The organism is Acetobacterium sp. KB-1, assembly GCF_003260995.1.
Taxonomy (GTDB): Bacteria; Bacillota; Clostridia; order Eubacteriales; family Eubacteriaceae; genus Acetobacterium; species Acetobacterium carbinolicum.
Map to the genome: position 1 here is coordinate 721,838 of NZ_CP030040.1, position 16,881 is coordinate 738,718.

Sequence of the window (16,881 nt, forward strand, 5' to 3'; positions counted from 1 at the left end):
CATGCCTAAGCGTCTTTTACTTACACACCTTAAATGGAGCTAATTTAAAACCGTTCTCTATTTGGGTTTCGTGATTTCTTGAGGTATCACATAAATGTCTCAAGTTTATACGTTTGCGTAACTTTTAGAATTTTTGCTAAGTAATCATCTTTTGTTGACGCTTCTTCAGTAAATTGATCATATAACCATTCAATGCCGCCACGCATATATTTATGAAATAGTTCCATATTCGCAGCTAGTTTTTCTGAATCTTCATCCTCTTTAAATGCTCGTTCAATTCTTTCATCGTCTGAAAGATTTGATGAATTTTCGCTTAACATGACTAGCCGAAAAACATTAATCAAATTGTCTTGTTGGCTGATTAGTTGCTCAGCAAATATTGCTAACTCATCGTTTGAGATAGTGTCTTCTTCAGATTTCAAGTTAAAATTTACACCAATTAAGGGTGCAACAAGATAAATATCAATATTTGCTCTAAATACACCAGCAATTTTTGCATCTTTATTCTTCTTTAATGTGGTCAAACTTAAAAATTTTGCGTAAGTAGCATGCTTACCTTTTAACATGTATTGTTTTTCAAACATTATAACAACCTCCTAATCGATGAATTTACGTCAGAATTATTATTTTTCTCGATCATATAAGCACAGCCCACTTTATCATCTAATGAAGCCTTCGCAAATTCCCAATCCTTGTTCATTAATATCAATACTACTTGCTCTGAAACTGCCGGTAGAATTTTTGCTATATTGTTGATGTGAATCTCATCAACATTCGAGAACGGTGCATCCATTACTAATGGATATGGTTCAGTTGTAATTGCTAATTCTCCATCTACGCCGATTATGACATTCGGATCTTCATTTTCTTTTCCAGTAGTTGTTCTTGCTTTTATTCTCGCCATATCAACAAGACCTGCAATGAATGAGAAGTTTTTGACAGATTCTAATCCCTTGCTTTCTTCTGTCTCCATTTCTTCATCACCAACCATTGTAATTAAATTTATCTGATACTTTTCATTAATAGTAATTTTACGTGTCCCGTGATACATTTGTTCAAAGATATTGTTTACACTTTTAAGGAGACGATTCTTGACTTCAGCCTCTTGTTTATCATAACTCTGCTTAAACCACTGGTATACCGCCTTTGAGTATGCTATACTTTTTGTTATTTTTCTATTTTTTTCAGAAACTACTGCTATACCAGCAATCTGTTTTTCATTATTTACAATTTCTGTTTCTAACGAACTTATATAACCCGTAACAACAAGTAAAATATCCCTTTTTTTTCTCAATTCAATCTCATTTTTTTGGTAGTCATCTTCAATTTTTGCTACATCTATCATATTTTTTATTCGCTTACTAATGTCAATTAGACCTTCTTTTTTTTCTTCCAATAGAAGCTTATTTTCTCGAAGCTCAACGTAGTCGTCTTTGATCACACTATCAAACCCTTCAGCTTCACGTTCAATACGTTGGTAGGTTTTTTTATATTCTCTTAAAATTGTGCCCATATGCTGAGGTGGTAATAAACTTTTTTCATGCAAAACTTTTTCTTTTGCACCTTCATTTTTCGTTAAATCACATCCACAAATGCAATTCCCTCGATTTAGAATATGGTCTATTGACGACGCTCTCATTCCTGGTATACCTTCACCATCCTGTTTAGCTTCATCAATGGTTTTAAGTGCTTTCTTTATTAAAGGTAATGCGAAATAACCCATCGATTTTGTACTGAAATCATTGATTAATCGATTCTCATTTTTAATGATATTTCCTGTTACTACATTAATATCACGCTCTAAATTCGTTTTAATCGTTTGATTTGCTTTTACCTCGCGATTTTTGAGAAGTAGTTCATTAAGTTCTATTTTTCGTCTCTCGAAAAACTCAATCTCTTCTTTTATTATAACCTTTCTATTTTTGTACCCTTCAAGTTTTTCTTTTGCATTTTCAACTTCAACTTTCAACTTATTAAACTTTGTGTCATTGCCAACATCTAACTCCTTGCTTAATTTGGATGTAACCGATGCTACTTTTGACGGATCAAGCCGATCCATAGCAGTGCTAATAACATCTAATCCCATTAGTCCACGTACTGCATCAACAACATCTCCTTTATTATTTATATCTGCTATCCTCTCACCATCAAAGAAAAAATAATCTGACAGAGATTCCGGAAGTATCTTATTAATTGTTTCTTTCATATGTAAATCGTATTCACCTTCGATACCTCTAGCCTTTGGTATACTTTGCATACCTCCTGTGGTTTCTTTAAATTGAACATTCAATTCTGGTTTGCTGGCTTTTATTTTTTTGGATTCGTTTTTATAAAAAGATTGAGTTCTCCTGATGAAATATTCCTTCTGTTCATGCAATAAAATAACTTCTACAAAACATTCTTGAGTAGAACATACGCTCATTGATTTGCAAACTTCTAAATTTAAAACCTCCTGTGATTTGAATGAGGTATTATTATATAGGCACCAGTTAAACGCTTGAATAATTGTAGTTTTACCGCTAGTATTAACACCTAATATAACAGTTACATTTTTTTCACTATCTGTTGAGAATTCAATAACATGATTGCCTTTATATTGGCGGAAATTATTTATTGTTATACTTTTAATTATCATTTTCTGCTGCCCTTTCTATTAAATGTCTTATCTTATCCGTCATCTGGTTATTTGTAAGTTTTTTTGTTTTGTTATTTTCTTTCTCTAATTCATAAATTCTCATTTTCAAACTGAATAACACCGTTTGATTTAGATAAGTTTCATCTTTTTCTTCAAAATTCATATTCGTCACCTCCTATGTAATTAAGATCATAATAATCTTCTATTTTTTTCTGCAATTTTATAACTTCTGAAGAGTTTTCTGCTAAAGCTGCGAAGTCTTCCATACGTTCCATCTCACGCTTAATTAAAGAATATTCACTTTTTAATAATTCACTTTTGCACTTTTTTATATCTAAATCCCGAGGTAATGTTACAAAATCATAAATCTTAGCATAAGGTTTATTTTGAGCCTTTCTTAAAACTCTACCCCTTCGTTGTATATATTCTTTAGGATTTGTGCTACTAGCAAGGATAAATGCTGTTTTAATGCCTGGGATGTTAACACCTTCATCCAAACACCTAATTGCAACCAATGCTTGCAACATTTTACCTTCTGTAAAATTAGCTTTTATAATTTCTCGCTGAACTGAGTTTTCTTCTGAGGTAAATCGAGATACCCTCATCCCTAATTCATTGCCGAGCATATCAATAACTATTTCAATCTGTCGCTTTTCCTCTTCTTCAACCTGTCCTTCGATATAACAACTATTTTCTATTGTTGTTGCTCCACAATACACTAATATTTGATTATCCTCGGAATATTCTGATTTTATAATTTTATATAAGGCTGTTAATTTATTTCTAGCACCGGCAATTATTCGGGCTCTCTTAATTAACAACATTTCGGCTGATTGCGGCATCCCTTCGTTTTTGCCTTTACTTAATAAGATTTTTCCGATCTTTTCGGTTAATTCATTGTATAGTTCTAATTCGTCCTCATCTAAATATATTGGCACCGGATAATAATAATACGGGCAAAGTTTATCTTCTTTAATTGCTCGTTCTAATGAGTATACGATACACTTTTCACCAAAATAGTCTTTTAGTTTTTGAGTACCATCTTCATCATAATGTCTTTCGAGAGTGGCCGATAAAGCTAAACGATACTTGAATACTTCTTTCATACATGACAATTGCTTTTTCGCACCAAAATTGTGTGCTTCATCAACTAGAAGACAAATTTCTCCGTCCAACTTATCAATTTCTTTTTGAAAATAGTCTGTTGCAAAAGTTACGTTGGTAGTTATTACACAGAAATTATCAATAACCCCTAACTTGTAATCATTCAACAGATGTCGATATTTTTTCTTCCAATCATATGAGGAATAACAAATTAGCGGTTTAATTCCAAATGCCGTAATATCTTCAACCCATTGCTCTATAAGATGTTGATAAGGACAGACAACGAATACACCAAGTTTATTTGAAACGCTTTTTGACAACCTTACTATTCCGGCTAAACCAGTATACGTTTTGCCTGTACCTGTAGCCATATCAAATATTCCTCGGTAGTAATTATTTTCCCAAGCGTCTATTGCTTCTATTTGATAATCGTGCAACTTAACATTCTTTGGGATGGCTGGTCCAGAAATATATGGCGCATCATCTTCTTTAACCCAGTTATCATCTCGATATTCTAAAATATCAGTATTGTAGTTTATTACTACCTTTTTATATTTATCAATAATTTCTTGTTTTAAATCGGGAAATTCAATGATATGAATATTTGGCTCGCGATCATTCCAAATCGAATCAAAAGCCTTTTCTTTTGCAATCACACGTTCACTTTCATTCTTGCTACTCCAGTTGCAAAATACATCAATCGTTTCATAATTTAAATACATTGCAGTAGAAGACTCATTCATTGAGCCAGAAAAAGCGACTTTATTTTCTTCTTGATCACAAATGATGCCCATCTTTTCATGGTACATTCCCATATTATTCTTATTCTCAGTAAATGCTATTTTTATATCTAGTATTCCATCTGATATCAGATTTGATAAAAGATTAAGGCTTTTTACCTCAAACTCAGTATGTACATCTTTAAGCTCATCCAAAATAGCTTTGTAAATGATCTTCTCTCTAATTTCATAGCCATTACGAATAGCCTCTATATCTTTATCTGATAAATATGGTGAAGCAACTATTTGAATTTTTCCACCATTTTTTATCAATCCACTTATTCCTTTTGTTATCTCAATCAGTGCTGATGATGAAAAAAAACCAACAGCTCTTTGATATGAAATTGCTTCTTTCAATAACGGATTGTAAAAGCCTTTCACGACATTATCTAGCAATGACCGATATTCATTTTTAATTTCTACATCTCTTAAACTCATTATTCTACCTCAGCTAATATTTAGTTAACTATTATCTTCAATATAATCTAACGCCTCACCCAACATCTCAAAATCTTCTTCACTCGTAAAATAACTCACGCTAAACCGCACCGTACCGCCTGGAAAGGTTTTCAAAAACCGATGGGCAGTTGGGGAACAATGAAGCCCCGTTCTCACGGCTACCTGATGTTTATCTAACACCTTTCCGATGCTGTCACTGCCGTAACCATCAAAGATGCTTGAAACCACGCCAATGCTGTTACGCTCGTCCGGCAAAAATGTTTTGATGATGTCGTATTTTTTTAAAATATTAACCAGTTGGCTTCTGTTTTCATGTTCTTTTTTTAAAATTGCATCGATTGTTGTTTCTTCAATCCATTGCAGGGCCGCATTGAGACCGGCGATTGCCGAAACGTTGGGGCTGCCAACTTCAAAGCGTTCTGGCAGGGTTTCTGGAAGATCTTGATTAGCAGAATCCACTCCCGTACCACCGTAAAGTAAGGGTTTTAATTTGATCGAGTTATCCATAATAAACCCGCCGACCCCCAAGGGGCCATACAGCGTTTTATGCCCTGCAAAAACAGTAAAATCCGATTTTACATTGCTTAAACTTGTGTTGAGGAGACCGGCGGTTTGAGCCATATCGGTTATTGTGATAGCCTCATAAAGTTTGGCCTGTTCAAATATTTCTTTTATCGGTGCGACTGCGCCGCAAACATTACTGCCGTGACTAATTACAACGATGTGCGGAGAGTTGTCTTGAAATTGATATTTTATTTTCTCTAAATCATAAGAAAGCGTTAATGATTCGACGGATAACTGATGTAAATCAAATTGATATGTATTGGAAAGATGATGTAAGATGCGGGTAACGGCATTATGCTCGAAGGGAGAAATATAAACGTTCATGTTATTTCTCCAGGGCAAACCCTGGAGAATAACATTTAAACTTTCTGTGGCTGATGGGGTAAGAATCACTTTCTGATTGTGATTGCAATCAAAAAGCTTTAATAATCGTTCTCTCGTATCCTCTGCTAATAACCTTGCTTGATTGGCAAGGCGATGTTGTCCCCTTCCCACATTGACGCCATAGGTTCGATAAAAAGAGTCCATGTACTGATATACTTTTTCTGGCTTAGGAAAGGTTGTTGCAGCATTATCAAAATAAGCTATTTTTTCTGTTGAATTCATTTTTCGCTCCGATCAAATCATAGTTTCTAAGATTTCCAAAAGGATCTGCCGTTTTTCTTCTTCGGTGATGGCTTGACCCATGTCTTCGATGGCGGTGCTGATTTCATTTTTTAATTGTTTTCCCCGTCGACTTGTCTCAATCCGGGAAAAACTTTTGATGGCTTCTTCCCCATTTTCTTTACGCACGGTTAAAACATAGTTCTCGTGTCCACTTACTTCATTACTCTCAACTGTTTCTTGATCATACTGTTCAATTGTATTTTTAGACGCATTCATCGCATTTAAAAACGTTTGAATCGTGGTCTCATTCCAATCATCAATTCTCAAGCCAACGGCGGCTTTTGACAAACGCTCCATGAAAGTGACTTGATCATTGGTGATGCTTTGTATGACCTGAAAAACGGTTCCATTGATGCCATTAAAACTATGGGTTTTTGTATTTGTTTTTAAGGTATCAAGCCAGTCTTTTATAATTGAGATATAGGTAGAATTATCGTTTTGTATTTCTTCGGTTTTAAATAAGGTACCTAAGTCGGCCATGAGTTTTTCTATTAAATGAGCTTTTGACTGATCAAAAATACGCTTTGACTTTTCCAAATGACTAATTACAGTAAGGCTAAATCCATCCAGACCGTAGATTGAAAAAAGTTTATCAAATAAATATTCTCGGGAATTCAGGCTTGGTTTCATCAAACTCTGAATCAGCTTTTTGTCGACTTTATCTAAATTTTTGAAAGCATGATTGCCTAAATAAATGGTTTTTAACTCTCTGGCATATTTTGGCAAAGACATAAACCAACGCTGCATGCCCCGAGTGATGTATGCAAATGAGTTGAATTCTTTTTCTGATTCAGTAATGAATTCTGCGAATAAGCTTTCTAGTTGATTGATATATTCAGTTTTATCAGCATTCCATTCTTCAAGGTACGCCACATAATCAGTTGGGTTTTTATCGATGCTATTGAGTAAATCGGCGGTGATTTCCACCTCACTATCATTGCTAAGTATAACGAGGTGTTCTTTGTATTGGTTTATTACACAGGCAATATAGATTGGTATTACTCCGCGCTTTAAACCGATGTGATGCTCAGGTTTTGTCAGTTTCTCATAAAGTTTGCCAAAGGATATTCCCTTACTATCTCCTGATTCCAGAAAAAATTGATTGATCTCGTTGACAATATTTTGCAAGTTTTCGTCTGGTAAATGATATAATTTAAGTTTAGGTATCAAGGTATAATTTTCCAAAATTTCGGTAACGATAAGAGCGCTTCTCATAAATGAAACCTCTTGCCCCGATCCTGATAAACCCAGCATGGGTTCAAGTTTAGTAGCTAATAAACCCTTAACCACACGATTTCGGCTCCGGGTGGCTACTGAAGTTAATTCGTGGTTATTTAAAATCTCATTTTTAATAATCGGGGTTTTATGATAAATTACTTTGCAAATGGTGGACAATTGTTGGGATAGCTGAGCTTTCCGATAAAATGTTTTTTTCTCACCCTGGTAATAATAATGCGCTTCACGCAGCTCCGGTTTGGTGTAGCCCATAACAAATGCGTTTAAGGCTTCGACAAGATCATCTTCATAAAGATTGCACTCAAAGACAAAGGCTTCATCATCTTTGGCAGACTCTTTGATTGTTTTAACGGCTTGATACTCATAGGCAGTGTCATTTATTACTTTATATTTTCTTGGCAAGATAAAGAGGATGCGGGAGTCAAGCTCACCTTGTTTTAAAATTTTCGCTTCAATCGTTGGTATGATTTCTGGATTTTCTGGGATTATCCCGAAAACGACACCATCTGCTTTCAGATCAAGTATTTTCTTTGACCAGTCATCAACGGCCAAAAATTCATTGCCATTGATAAATGTAAAATCAAAATATCGGACAATCTCCATGTCGTCATTGTAGCTGGTTGGATAGAGATACTGATCTAATGTCATTTCTGATAAAATTGCCTTGACATCATAGAGGTGTTTATTTTTTTCAGCCAGATCCAAAATTTTCTTTCTGATATCACTGCCAATGGGACTTTTCAGTTTTAAATGTGTGGTTTTGCGACTAACATAAACCACAAATTTTTTATCTTTAAGATCGGCTAGAGCATTTCCCACTTTCTGAGCCTCGGCCACGCTATTGCCGTATAATTTCGTTATGACATCTGCTACTGGTGGCAGTTTTACAGGTTGGTTGACGATCTCAATTAAAGCGATGGTTTTAACAAGCTTGGCTTCAAGATTGTCTAAATCAAGCTGCGATAAAATACTGGCAGCCGTATTATAGACTTTTCTTATTTCACTCGTATAGGGTTCCTTCTTTAATAGTGGTTCAAAATAGTCATACAGTTTATCCGGTGTAAGCAAAGGAAAGTTTCCCTGTTCATTTCTCAAAAACTCACTCAAGGTATTTTTGTGATTAGACGACAAAAATGTAAATAAGGTTCGTTCATTTTGGGCAATCAGCTCAGATAACCGTGGCAAAATAAAGGTTGTCACCGGATGCAGCGGATAACACCCACTAATCACAGATTTTAAGTGATTTGTCTCCAACTCAGAGAATAGTTCTCCCACCTGGTAGTTATTTAGCAATTCTTCGAATTCATTAGAATGGGTTTCTAAGAATTCAGTTTTGAAGGAATCGGTCTTTTTAATTACGTTCGCAATGATTTCATAAATCTGCGCAAAATGATTAAGCAGCTCCACATGTTTAAATCGTTCGGAAACGCCCTTCCAACCATCTACTTTCTGCAACGGCAGCTTATCAATATAGTTTGCAATATCCTTATGCGATACCAATAATAAATGCATCTGTTTTTCTTTGCTGCGACTGCATTTTTCAGCAAAATCCTGAAGCATTTTAATATCAGTGATGGAAGCCTTGGTAATACTGGACTCTAGGTATTTGCTAAATTCATCGTAGACAACATAAATCCCTGCATAACCTCTTTTACAAAGGGCATCGACCACGTCGCTAAAAAGTTCAACTACATCAAAACCTAAAAACGGGTTAAACTGGCTACCGGAAGTCAGGGTTGGATAAATTTTTTCAAATTTTTCATAAGCGCTAACATCAAAATCACCGAGAGCCATAGTGAATTCGTCTAACGGACAGTCAATACTATCCTTAAACTGAAGGTAGGTATTTTGATACTTATTCTTCCAACGGTCGATGGCATTCAGAGCAGCCTGAAAATGAGTATCCGGCATTAAATCTGCTAAATCTGCGAATTCAAGGGATTTTTGGAGCGCACTTAAAAAGGACTGGTTTAAACTGGTATGGCTTCCCTGAATGACAATCGGCAATAATTTTTTATCACCATTCATATAATCAAGGGCATAGTCATACAATTCAGGTTCACACTCTTTTAAGGCTTGAAGCAAATTCTCAAAAAGAGCTGGTTCTTTTCGATAAACAAGTGCCAAGAGCACCAGGATAATCTGAGACTTTCCCTTTCCATAGGCACCAATTAAAATCCGGGCACGGTCTGTTGACTTGTCATGGGTACTGAGTAGCAGGTCTTTCAATAGTTCGAGCGAACCAAATGTTGGAATAAAGCTCTTTATTTTTTTGTCGTTGTTCAAATCAAAAGCGATATTTACAGCTGATAAAAAGCCACCTTCAATTTGTATATAATCAGTTAATGTCATCTTTATCTCCTCTTAGTTCCAACATTTCTAAACCAGCGTATCGTAATAGGTTTGTATACAGGTGGCATAATCCATATCAGTTAAGATTTTGATGACATCCAGCCCTGCCGTACGAACGACTTTGATATGACCCAATTTTTCGATTTGATACAAATGCCCAGTCAGTTCGATAATATCTAAATTAAAAACCTTTCCCACATTGCATGGTTTTCTCAGCAAATCCTGAATCCTTATTTCGCTATTACCGTTTGTCTGTTCTAAAATCACCGCTAATACAATTAGCGAATGGAGCATATTCTTTTGTGGTTCGGTTTTACGGTAAATTTTTTCTTTTTTGTTTACTAAATCCACTAATCCCAATTCACCGAAGGGACACTCCATATTACTTTCAGGTGACACCTTCTCAGGGTTGACTTTATGCCGGGTAACATAGGTATTTATCAAACAGGTAAAATCATCTTCATACGATGATAATGCTGACTCCACTCCAAATTCGGTAATGGTGAAATTTGTGAGCATTGTCACAAAATCTTCTTTTTTAAATTCACTTAAATCAAATTCATTAAAAAAGTAATACCAACTGGTGGCATTTTCTTTGTTGCTTGCTAAATAATAATGCAGCAGCCACAAGGTTCCCAGTTCTTCTAGGTAGCGATCATTTTTCCAAATCAGTTCAGCTAATTCTGTAAATGTTTGTTCTCGAATGCCAGATTTAGGCTCGTTTGTTAAACCCACTGCTTGTAGCCAGTAACGTAAAGACTTCACCATATTCGAACCAATCCCTAAAACATCCATTGGATTTTCGGCTTTATTTGTAAAAACGGTTGGATTCTGTTTGACGTTTTTCAAACCTTTATACAGCCAACCTTTTCTAATATAGAATGTTTCATGTCCCCGGATTTTCATTTTAACTCCGTTTCTTTACACTTATTTTGTTTTTAAAAACTTATCCATCATGCAACCGCCTTCAAGGTATTTAGCGGTGACACACATTTTACACCGTTTGCATTTCTGACTATCTATTTTGTAAAGATCGGCATTGATGGTGATGGCTCCAAACTTGCATAAAGATTCGCATTTTAAACATTTACGACAGGCATTATACTTTCTAATTTGATAACCAATCATCCGTTGCAGATCATCATGTTTTTTCACGTTCATGGTCGCTATTTTAACGGCATTTTCATAACCATCCTGTTCAAAGGGCTGGATGGAAATAATGGGAATTTTTGTTTTAATATCAACGATGATTTTTTCATCAATCAGCTTGCGGCCCAATTCATTTTTGACTTCTCCAAAAGGAATGAACATATTGATAAATTCATCAGTAATCGGCTTATTAAGACGGTATATTTTAGCATTATTTTCGGTGGTACAATTGGTAAATTTAATTTTGACATCTTGAGCTGATTCAACCCCATTCCCGCCTTGCCTGGCCTTCCATTTACCGGTATCCACATAAACTTCAGGATCAGGCTTGCCAATTTTTTTCGCAAAATCAATTAAGAATTCACGCCATTTCTCAGATTGCTCCGGCATATATATTTTAGATAGAAACTGTGCCCGAATACTATTGTTTGGACAACACCAGCAACCAACCCGATCATAACCCAGTCGGTAAGCATCATTAAAATCGATGTTCTCGCCTAAAATATATAACCAAATATCGATGTCTTTCCAAAAGAAAATAGGCGAAGCCACGGTTTGCTTTTGGATTTTAATAGATTCCGCATCGTCTTCGATCCGTTTATACTTACTTCGTGCTGCCGATTCGCATTTTCTGATCCCGTAAAAGGTTAAAATATTTTCATTTTTATACATATTGTTAAGGGTACGAGTAATCGGGCCAGTCTTAAACATATAGCAACACCAGCGCATCATTCGGGCTGGTGGCCCGATATCTTCACAGACTTTGAAAAAATCCTGGTCTTTATTTTTGGCGGTTTTAAAAATGGTTAATGGATTATCAACCCGAAAACGCTTAGCATATTCCATTGTCAGCGGAAACTCCAGGGTCGTGTCACCAAAAATATGGACGATGCTGGGATTGCTGAGTGCTCGGGTGACCAGATCTGCAGTAACCGTTGAATCTTTCCCGCCAGAGAAAGAAATGACGACATTTTCAATCGGATACTTTTTTACTGAACTATTAATAAAAGCAAACGCCTCGCTCTCTAAATATTCGAGCCGCCTTTTGTTTGCGCTAATAAATGTTTTAATGGATTCATTAAACATATCGTAGGAATTTTGAGTTTTGTAAAGACTGATCTGTTCAACCACTTCAGGGATATTTGCTTTCTCAAATTTTGTCGAGGTCAATACTTTTAACTGGCCGTCAATAAAATAGCGATTATTGACAACCCAAACCGTTTTATTTAAATATTCTAGGGGTTTTCCTAGAATTATCTCGATTAATAAACGCTCTTCCGGGAATACCGGTCGCAGATCTGCACCTAAATGTCGGGTTGTCTCGCCACAAAGTGGGCAACTGTTTTTATCAATTGCATTGGCTTCTTTTATGACTGGCGTTTTGCAGTTATCGCACCAACACACTTCCACGGGCATTTCTGTTTCTGTTTTTACACCGCAGATATCACATTCTGCTTTTGGTGTTTCGGTGTTACATATTTTACACCACAAACCAATCACCTCTTTTCACGCATCGAAAAAACAACAGTTCTAAACGATGTTATTTTGTTTTATATTATATCAGTTTTATCAAATAAAAGCTAAATCTAAAAGACTATCGCTTTACTTGTTGGTCTTGTTTATTTTTAGTTTTTTTCGCTTGATTTAAAAACACTATTCCATTATACGCCCATTTTTATTTTTTTCAAAACTTTATGAGTAAAAAACCGCCTTTTTTATTATCAAAAACGACTCTGTTATTTTCTTTTTATTTCAAAAACTTGTCATCTGCTAAAAAAGCCGGTGTGAGCAACTACATCACAGCAGAAAACCCGCTATCTTTTATTATAACCGGTTTATCCTGTCTGGCAAGATGTGGCAACTTGTGTGCCAGAATTAAACGTGCTTTTATCGAATGACCGCCATTTTATTTAGGGGTCTGTTGCCCGGTCATTGAGCTGTCATTATGGTAGCCAGCTTGCCAGAGTGATGATTTTTGTGGTGGTGGTCTGGTCGAAAATGCGACAGCTCCGTCATTTTTAGGTTTTTTTAAAATAAAAAAATCCAGCCCGTCCATCGCAAGGGATGAACCGGCAGGAAATGTTTCTATATCCTATAGTAAATCTTTTTAATATCGGCCAGACCTTCCACAATCTCGGCTCTGGGAAAATCGGCACTAGTGAGAGCCGCATCGCTCAGATTGTCGGCTTCGTTAAGCTGTCCTTCGCCGAACATTTCAATTGCGACGACAGCTTTTTTAAAAACCTCATTGGTGTAAGTCAGAGTCCCAGAAACTTTTTGACATCTTCAATACTTTTGAAGTTGTCGATTTCTTCATTCAAAGTTTCTAAAGTGACTAAATTCAATTGGGACAGTTTCTCACAATATTCTGCTAGCAGAATTCCCAGTTTTTTAGACAAAGCTTTAATTGCCATTTTTGAATAAGCCCGTGCTTCACCCTTTTCAATGCCTTTTTCAAATCCTTCTTCTCTTAAACTTCAGCTAATGTCATGGTCACTTCACTCCCTTTCTTGTAGGTTACTTCAAATTGCTTAATAACAGTATTCAGTTGATCCGTTGAAAGCTGGGGTCCTGATGACAGGATATAGCGCATGCAGGTTTCAAAATACTGCAGTCCTGTTTCCTTTTCCTCTAACTCATCCAGAGCTCTGGCGGCCTTAAAAATGTTTCCAAGAAATTCCTGACTGTTTTTCTTGAAAATGTCTCTGAAAATGGATAATACAATCGTCAGTTCTGCATTTCCTTTAATATCTTCATCTGAAAATTGCGATAAATCATAGATCAGGTAGCGATAATCCGGCGTCAACTGTTTAACTTCTTCCGGTAAGGTCTCAAAATCCGATTTCCAGCTCTAGCAGACATTTCAATTTGGCATCAGTCCCTTTTTCACAACATCCGATTCTCCGCAAAGCTATAATACCCTTCCCCCGCCACAATAATATGATCCACTACCGTGATAGCAATGGCTTCGGTGGCGGCTTTAATTTTCTTGGTCACCGCTACATCAGCCTGCGAAGGCTGTCGGCTTCCGCCTGGGTGATTGTGAGCCAGGATAATACTGGCGGCCTGGTGGCGCAGAGCAGTTTCGACGATCAGTCGAGGGTAGACCGGGGCTTCGTTGATGGTGCCTTCATGGAGCAGGGTGGCCTGGTTGACCTTGTTCTGGCTGTCCAGACAGATGACATAAAAGGCCTCATTGAGGCGGCCGGTAAAAAGGGCCATGGTATATTCGCCGGCTTTGGTAGTACTGTTTAGCACTGCCTTTTCCTTAAACTTGCCTTGCTGATAACGCCGGGCCAGCGCGGGAATCAGGGACAGCAAAATGGCGATGTTTTCGGTAACCCCAGCCTTGTCGCAGAGGTCCTTGGGATCGGCATCAAAGACCCCCGACAACGACCCGTAATGGCTGATCAGTTGATGGGCTAACTCGTTGGTATCTTTCATCGGGACGCAATAAAAAAGCAACAGCTCGAGAATTTGATGATCCTCGAAACTGTCGATTCCTTCTTTGATGACCCGGTTTTTAACCCGTTGCCGATGACCTTTGTGGGGATTCTTATCCATGCCGTTACCCTTTCACTGCCCTGATGGGTTTATTTTTACAGAAATCTCTGATTAATTGTAGATTTTAACTCATTGTTTTATTATACGTTATTCTCCACAGATTTCAAAGCATATCGGGTGTAAATTATCGCCTTTTTATGCTTTTTATAAAAACCCGGTATCCCCTCGATCCATTTTACCAGCCAAGTCTTATGACTCACTGGTAAGGAATTCTGAGGAGATAACCTCACCCTTGGGCAGATTGAGATATACGATGGCCTTGGAGCCGTCAGAATTAAACCAACCCAACCCAATAACCTGTTTGGTCGTACCGGTTTCTGGCTTACTCAAGCTAATTTCGATACCGTCGCTACCCATCACCTCCTGAACCTCATAAAAGGGCATCCCCGCTGCCATCCGGTATGCCTGCTTGTCGGTGACTAAAAAAGGATTTAACGCCACCAGTTCCGGAGATTTTTCTGAGAAGAGCAGTTGTTTGGCGAAGACCATGTCATCTTCCCCGTACTTAATCAATACCCCATAATCACTGTGTGGGTCGTGATAAGCAACCCGACCATCGGACTGGACTTCTCCAGTAACTCCCAGTAGCGATTCCAACTGACTGCGGGGCATGTCGAGGTTAACAGCCTGGTAGAATTTAAGAACTTTCTGTGCGGCGGCTGTGGTTTCTGGATTGATGACCACGATGCTTTCTGTTTTCCCACCTTCCTGGGTAGCGGTTTTAACTGGTGTACAGCCTGTAAATAACAGCATCCCTGCCACCAGCAGAACACCCCCCCATAAGCTAATTTTCTTTATTGGTATCAACATCATAAATTCCTCCTTCTTGTCATTATGACAACTGACAATTGCATTTGCTAAGTGTCTAACAACCCATTACAATTGCCAAGAACATTTAGTTTTGTTATACCCAGCTTCCGATATTTAAATCATTTTGGCGTGGTAGCTACTATATCGCTTTTGGTTTCTTTATTACCCTTACTTCAAGTCGCTTAGTTTTTTAAAAATAATTTAGATTTTTTGAATAAAGCCACACTTATTTGATATAACCTAAATACAACGACATGGTTTTTCTGTCCAGAACTGCAAACGTTTCCATTTTTGCCATTTTCTTACTGTTCCGGTCAGACACCGGCTAGTTGAGCACATCTTTCGTAACTCTATAATGTCCACAAATAGTTGGACACAAAATCCAGAAAATAAGATAAACTATACACATGAGTAGAAAACGACGAACCTGGACCCCAGAGGAAAAAGCAGCCATCGTGCTGGAAATCCTCAGAGAAGAAAATACGTTAGCCGAGATCTCTAAGAAGTATGATGTATCTCAGCAATTATTAAGCCGCTGGAAAACCGAATTTATCGCCAATATGTCCGCCGTCTTCAATAAGAAAAATGAAGATGTTGACAAACTCAAACAAGAGCATGAAGATGAAAAGGAGCTGCTCGTAAAGAAAATAGGCGAATTAACATTGGATGTCGATTGGCTTAAAAAAAAACAAATCCAAATCTCTCAAATGAAGAAAAAAGAACGTTAATTGATTGGAAGCACCCTTTCTTAACCATAAAAAAACAGTGCCAACTTCTGACGCTATCGCGATCAACAGCTTATCATGAACCCATAGATGTTGCGCCATCCAAAGATGAAATCAATATCAAAAACGCCATTGATCGTATTCATTTTGAGGAGCCAGCCTATGGCGTCAGACGAATCAGGAATGAATTGCATAAACTGGGCTTTCATCAAGTAGGCAGGCGTCTTGTCAGGCGTTATATGATGGAAATGGATATTGTTTGTTTCTATCCCGGCCCCAATCTGAGTAAGCGAGCCAAAGCAGCCAAAACTTATCCCTACCTGCTGAGAAATCTTGAAATTAACCAACCGAATCAGGTGTGGTCCATTGACATTACTTATATAGGAACCCCAAATGGATTTGTGTATTTAACCGCTATTATTGACTGGTATTCCCGTTATATTGTGGGATACACCATCAGCAACACCTTGCAAACCGACATGGTCACCCGTGTTATAAAAACCGCCATTCAAACCTATGGTGCACCTGAGATCATTAACAGTGACCAGGGCAGTCAGTTTACGTCAAATGCCTATATTGACCTGATTAAAAGCTTTAAAACGACAAAAATCAGCATGGACGGTAAAGGCCGTGCTACCGACAATATTGCCATTGAACGGTTTTTTCGATCATATAAATGGGAACGCCTGTATTTGCTGTACCCGGAAACCGTCACTGAAGTGAGAGCCATGACAAAGGAATACATCGCTAAATATAACAATGAGCGAGGTCACCAGCGATTCAATTACAAAACACCGGCAGCTGTATTCTATGAAAATATGGCATTGGCTGCCTAATC

14 protein-coding genes are annotated in these 16,881 nt (G+C 37.2%); 1 reads left to right on the plus strand and 13 read right to left on the minus strand.

Going from position 1 to position 16,881, the window contains the following annotated elements:
* Window positions 1-86 precede the first annotated feature (86 nt).
* From DOZ58_RS03445 to DOZ58_RS03490, 13 genes are all read right to left on the minus strand, one after another.
* Window positions 87-584, minus strand: coding sequence for a hypothetical protein (locus DOZ58_RS03445; RefSeq protein ID WP_111887025.1), 498 nt, complete (start codon window positions 582-584; stop codon window positions 87-89).
* Window positions 584-2,635, minus strand: coding sequence for an AAA family ATPase (locus DOZ58_RS03450; RefSeq protein ID WP_111887026.1), 2,052 nt, complete (start codon window positions 2,633-2,635; stop codon window positions 584-586). The genes DOZ58_RS03445 and DOZ58_RS03450 overlap by 1 nt, the downstream gene beginning before the upstream one ends.
* On the minus strand, window positions 2,625-2,798 hold the full coding sequence (locus DOZ58_RS18455; protein ID WP_162624400.1) for a hypothetical protein: 174 nt from the start codon (window positions 2,796-2,798) through the stop codon (window positions 2,625-2,627). The genes DOZ58_RS03450 and DOZ58_RS18455 overlap by 11 nt, the downstream gene beginning before the upstream one ends.
* Entirely contained in the window at window positions 2,788-4,956 is a 2,169-nt protein-coding gene (locus DOZ58_RS03455; RefSeq protein WP_111887027.1) for a DEAD/DEAH box helicase family protein, read from the minus strand. Before DOZ58_RS03455 ends, DOZ58_RS18455 begins: the two co-directional genes overlap by 11 nt.
* 24 nt (window positions 4,957-4,980) lie before the next feature.
* Complete coding sequence (locus DOZ58_RS03460; RefSeq protein WP_162624401.1) at window positions 4,981-6,147, minus strand: aminotransferase class V-fold PLP-dependent enzyme; 1,167 nt, start codon at window positions 6,145-6,147, stop codon at window positions 4,981-4,983.
* A gap of 12 nt (window positions 6,148-6,159) precedes the next feature.
* Window positions 6,160-9,795, minus strand: a complete 3,636-nt coding sequence (locus tag DOZ58_RS03465) for a hypothetical protein (protein ID WP_111887028.1) — start codon at window positions 9,793-9,795, stop codon at window positions 6,160-6,162.
* Window positions 9,796-9,822: 27 nt separating this feature from the next.
* Window positions 9,823-10,701 (minus strand): DUF4007 family protein, encoded by an 879-nt coding sequence (locus tag DOZ58_RS03470; protein WP_111887029.1) that lies wholly within the window; start codon window positions 10,699-10,701, stop codon window positions 9,823-9,825.
* Window positions 10,702-10,722: 21 nt separating this feature from the next.
* On the minus strand, window positions 10,723-12,444 hold the full coding sequence (locus DOZ58_RS03475; protein ID WP_322520043.1) for a phosphoadenosine phosphosulfate reductase family protein: 1,722 nt from the start codon (window positions 12,442-12,444) through the stop codon (window positions 10,723-10,725).
* Window positions 12,445-13,029: 585 nt separating this feature from the next.
* Window positions 13,030-13,158: a DUF6483 family protein gene (locus DOZ58_RS18830; RefSeq protein WP_242988593.1), complete on the minus strand. Its 129-nt coding sequence runs from the start codon at window positions 13,156-13,158 to the stop codon at window positions 13,030-13,032.
* Between the two features lie 44 nt (window positions 13,159-13,202).
* Window positions 13,203-13,358 (minus strand): DUF4351 domain-containing protein, encoded by a 156-nt coding sequence (locus tag DOZ58_RS18835; protein ID WP_242988594.1) that lies wholly within the window; start codon window positions 13,356-13,358, stop codon window positions 13,203-13,205.
* 56 nt (window positions 13,359-13,414) lie between these two features.
* Window positions 13,415-13,750, minus strand: coding sequence for an Rpn family recombination-promoting nuclease/putative transposase (locus DOZ58_RS18840; RefSeq protein ID WP_242988595.1), 336 nt, complete (start codon window positions 13,748-13,750; stop codon window positions 13,415-13,417).
* Between the two features lie 80 nt (window positions 13,751-13,830).
* Complete coding sequence (radC, locus tag DOZ58_RS03485) at window positions 13,831-14,508, minus strand: DNA repair protein RadC (protein WP_111887031.1); 678 nt, start codon at window positions 14,506-14,508, stop codon at window positions 13,831-13,833.
* 189 nt (window positions 14,509-14,697) lie between these two features.
* Window positions 14,698-15,321: a hypothetical protein gene (locus DOZ58_RS03490; RefSeq protein WP_111887032.1), complete on the minus strand. Its 624-nt coding sequence runs from the start codon at window positions 15,319-15,321 to the stop codon at window positions 14,698-14,700.
* 404 nt (window positions 15,322-15,725) lie between these two features.
* On the opposite strand from DOZ58_RS03490, the gene DOZ58_RS03495 reads away from it, so the two are divergent.
* Window positions 15,726-16,879, plus strand: a protein-coding gene (locus DOZ58_RS03495) for an IS3 family transposase (protein ID WP_256372196.1) whose coding sequence is annotated in 2 segments (ribosomal slippage) — window positions 15,726-16,008 and window positions 16,008-16,879 — 1,155 coding nt in all. Because the reading frame shifts where the segments join, the coding sequence is not laid out codon by codon here.
* Window positions 16,880-16,881 lie beyond the last annotated feature (2 nt).

Bases quoted from the DNA above. Each gene is read 5' to 3' on its own strand.
- DOZ58_RS18455 (WP_162624400.1), bottom strand. From the start codon at position 2,798: ATGAATTTTGAAGAAAAAGATGAAACTTATCTAAATCAAACGGTGTTA.
- DOZ58_RS03465 (WP_111887028.1), bottom strand. From the start codon at position 9,795: ATGACATTAACTGATTATATACAAATTGAAGGTGGCTTTTTATCAGCT.
- DOZ58_RS03490 (WP_111887032.1), bottom strand. From the start codon at position 15,321: ATGATGTTGATACCAATAAAGAAAATTAGCTTATGGGGGGGTGTTCTG.
- DOZ58_RS03455 (WP_111887027.1), bottom strand. From the start codon at position 4,956: ATGAGTTTAAGAGATGTAGAAATTAAAAATGAATATCGGTCATTGCTA.
- DOZ58_RS03450 (WP_111887026.1), bottom strand. From the start codon at position 2,635: ATGATAATTAAAAGTATAACAATAAATAATTTCCGCCAATATAAAGGC.
- DOZ58_RS03460 (WP_162624401.1), bottom strand. From the start codon at position 6,147: ATGAATTCAACAGAAAAAATAGCTTATTTTGATAATGCTGCAACAACC.
- DOZ58_RS03470 (WP_111887029.1), bottom strand. From the start codon at position 10,701: ATGAAAATCCGGGGACATGAAACATTCTATATTAGAAAAGGTTGGCTG.
- radC (WP_111887031.1), bottom strand. From the start codon at position 14,508: ATGGATAAGAATCCCCACAAAGGTCATCGGCAACGGGTTAAAAACCGG.
- DOZ58_RS18835 (WP_242988594.1), bottom strand. From the start codon at position 13,358: ATGGCAATTAAAGCTTTGTCTAAAAAACTGGGAATTCTGCTAGCAGAA.
- DOZ58_RS18830 (WP_242988593.1), bottom strand. From the start codon at position 13,158: ATGTTCGGCGAAGGACAGCTTAACGAAGCCGACAATCTGAGCGATGCG.
- DOZ58_RS03445 (WP_111887025.1), bottom strand. From the start codon at position 584: ATGTTTGAAAAACAATACATGTTAAAAGGTAAGCATGCTACTTACGCA.